This is a genomic window from Nguyenibacter vanlangensis, from assembly GCF_013376155.1.
Lineage (GTDB): Bacteria > Pseudomonadota > Alphaproteobacteria > Acetobacterales > Acetobacteraceae > Gluconacetobacter > Gluconacetobacter vanlangensis.
Genome location: NZ_JABXXP010000441.1, coordinates 1 through 2,399 on the forward strand (window position 1 = coordinate 1; position 2,399 = coordinate 2,399).

Genomic DNA, 2,399 nt, shown 5'->3' on the forward strand with positions numbered 1-2,399 from the left:
ACCGGCACGATGAGCGGGTCCAGGACGACCAGGGCGCAGGCGGCACCGTCCTCGCGCTGGTCGGGGCGGATGGCGAGGATGCGCTGGCGGCAGAGGATCATGCCGCCGATCACCCGATAGAGCGATCCGCCGCCGAGGATTTCCTCGGCGCGGCGGGGGAACATGCGGGTGCGCAGCCACGGGTTGCCGTCGGCGTGGGTGCCGTCCAGCCCGTCGCCCGCGCCGTCCATCATCGTGCGCTGGCGGTGGGACAGATCGTCGATGGAGGCGATTCCAACCGCCAGCTTGACCAGGTGGAGCATTGCCGCGTGCCGTTTCGGGCCTAGTGCCGGGCCGGGGCCGGGGCCGGGGCCGGGTGCACGTCGCTTTGGGCCTGGTGGAGGAAATTGTCCAGGAAGCGTTTCGAATCGATCGATTGCACGATTCGCACCTTGCGGATGCCCATTTCCTTGGGCGCGGTCGCGTCGGGCCACACATAGGCGTGGCCGTAATGCGGCCCCTTGGCGATGTCGATATCCATGTAGGCGTCGATCGCGCCGGTGACCAGGCTGGGATCGACGGCGATCGCGGCGGCCATTTCGTCCCACATCGGCAGCGGGTCGTAATAGGTGCCGATATAGTCGGTCATCGGCGTCTTCTTCTGCCGGATGCGCGCGAGATACTCGCGGGTCATCATCAGGTCGTTCGACACGTTGCCGACCACGGTGATGGCGGGCCAGGGCGCGGTGAGGGTGATGTGCGCGGCCTCGGGGTCGAAGATCATGTTGAAGTCCGAGGCGAAATCGACGTTGCCGGTCAGCGATTTCATGCTGGTGTCGAGCAGGCCGCCCATGAACACCAACTGCCTGGCCGTGGCGGCGAAGCTGGGGTCGATCCGGATGGCCAGCGCCAGGTTGGTCAGCGGCCCGGCGGCGACGATGGTCACCTGGTGCGGGTGGGCATGGACCTGGCGGATCAGGAACAGGGCCGCGCTTTCGTCGCTGGGGCGCAGGGCGGGCGCGCCTTCCTTGAGCGGAGGCAGGGGCGGCTGGGTGTCGGGGGTGTGGTCGATCGTGCCGATTCCGCCCCAGGCGCCCTTCCAGGGGATGAGGCCGAATTGCTGTTCGCGCAGCTTCATCATCGGCACGCTGTTGATCAGCGGATAGACCGCCCCGTCGGCCACCGGCACGTCGGTCCGGCCGATGATTTCGAGGAACCGGCGCAGATGGGCGGATTCCTGGTTTTCCCACCCGTCGCCGGTGACGACGGTGAAGCCCAGCACCCTGACGGACGGGTTGAACAGCAGGGGGATGACCGATTGCTGGTCGGAGCCGCCCGGGCCGAGGAAGTCATTGTCCTCGATGACCAGTTGGGGCGCGGCGGCGGTGGCCGGAACGGCGCCCGCGAGGAAAGCGCCGGCGAGGAGGCCGGCCCCGGCCAGGGTGGAGAATCGCTTGCGGAGAAGGGAAGGGATGGTCATCGGCGGTCCTGTTTCAGTGGCCCTGCCGGGCCGGCCTGCTTATGTGGGGCGGAGGTCAGAGCACCAGCGCGCCCAGCAGGGCTTCGAGTCGCAGGCGCCCCGATTCGGTGGCGCGCAGCACCGTTCCGTCCGTCGTTTCGTCCAGGCAAAGATAGCCTTCTTCCCGCGCGGCGGCCAGGATCGCGGGGTCGAGCGCCTGGGCCAGCGCCATGCCGGTGCGGCGGGCGAAGCGGTCCTGGGCGATGCCTTCGGTCAGGCGCAGCCCCATCAGCAGCATTTCCCGGGCCCGGTCGCGGGGGGAAAGGATGTCGTCCTGCATCTGGCCGGTGCCGTGGCGTTCGACCCGTTCGGCCCAGGGTTCGGGGGCGCGGTGGCGCCTTGTGGCGTGGAGCGCGCCGCCCATGGTCACGCGGCCATGGGCGCCCGGGCCGATGCCCAGATAGTCGCCATAGCGCCAATAGGTGAGGTTATGGCGGCTTTCCGCGCCCGGGCGCGCATAGTTGGAGACTTCGTACGCCAGCAATCCGTGCCGGGCGGCGACGAGGGCGGTGTCCTGATAGAGGGCGGCGGCGGTGTCCTCGTCCGGCAGGGCGAGCAGGCCCTGGCGGTGCAGGGCCTCGAAGCGCGTGCCGGGTTCGATGGTGAGCTGGTAGAGCGACAGATGGTCGGCGGCCAGGCCGAGCGCGCGGTCCAGTTCGGCGCGCCAGTCGGCCGCCGCCTGGCCGGGGCGCGCGTAGATCAGGTCGAAGGAGATGCGTCCGAACAGGCCGCGCGCCAGTTCCAGCGCGGCGACGGCCTGGGACGAGGAATGCTGCCGCCCGAGCAGGTGCAGGGCGGTATCGTCGAGGCTTTGCACCCCCAGCGAGGCGCGGTTGACCCCGGCGTCGCGGAAGGCGCGCAGGCGGCCGGCCTCGACGCTGGTGGGATTGGCTTCGAGCGT

General features: G+C 69.6%; 3 protein-coding genes. All 3 read right to left on the reverse strand.

Annotated features, from left to right (window positions below; all coding sequences use genetic code 11):
• A partial coding sequence (locus tag HUK84_RS15020) for a DUF1489 family protein (protein WP_176641006.1) occupies positions 1-302 on the reverse strand: 302 nt, incomplete at its 3' end.
• 20 nt (positions 303-322) lie between these two features.
• Positions 323-1,459, reverse strand: a complete 1,137-nt coding sequence (locus HUK84_RS15025; protein WP_176641007.1) for a nucleoside hydrolase — start codon at positions 1,457-1,459, stop codon at positions 323-325.
• Between the two features lie 55 nt (positions 1,460-1,514).
• Positions 1,515-2,399, reverse strand: an 885-nt coding sequence (locus tag HUK84_RS15030) for a coproporphyrinogen-III oxidase family protein (RefSeq protein ID WP_176641008.1), incomplete at its 5' end; no start/stop codon positions are given.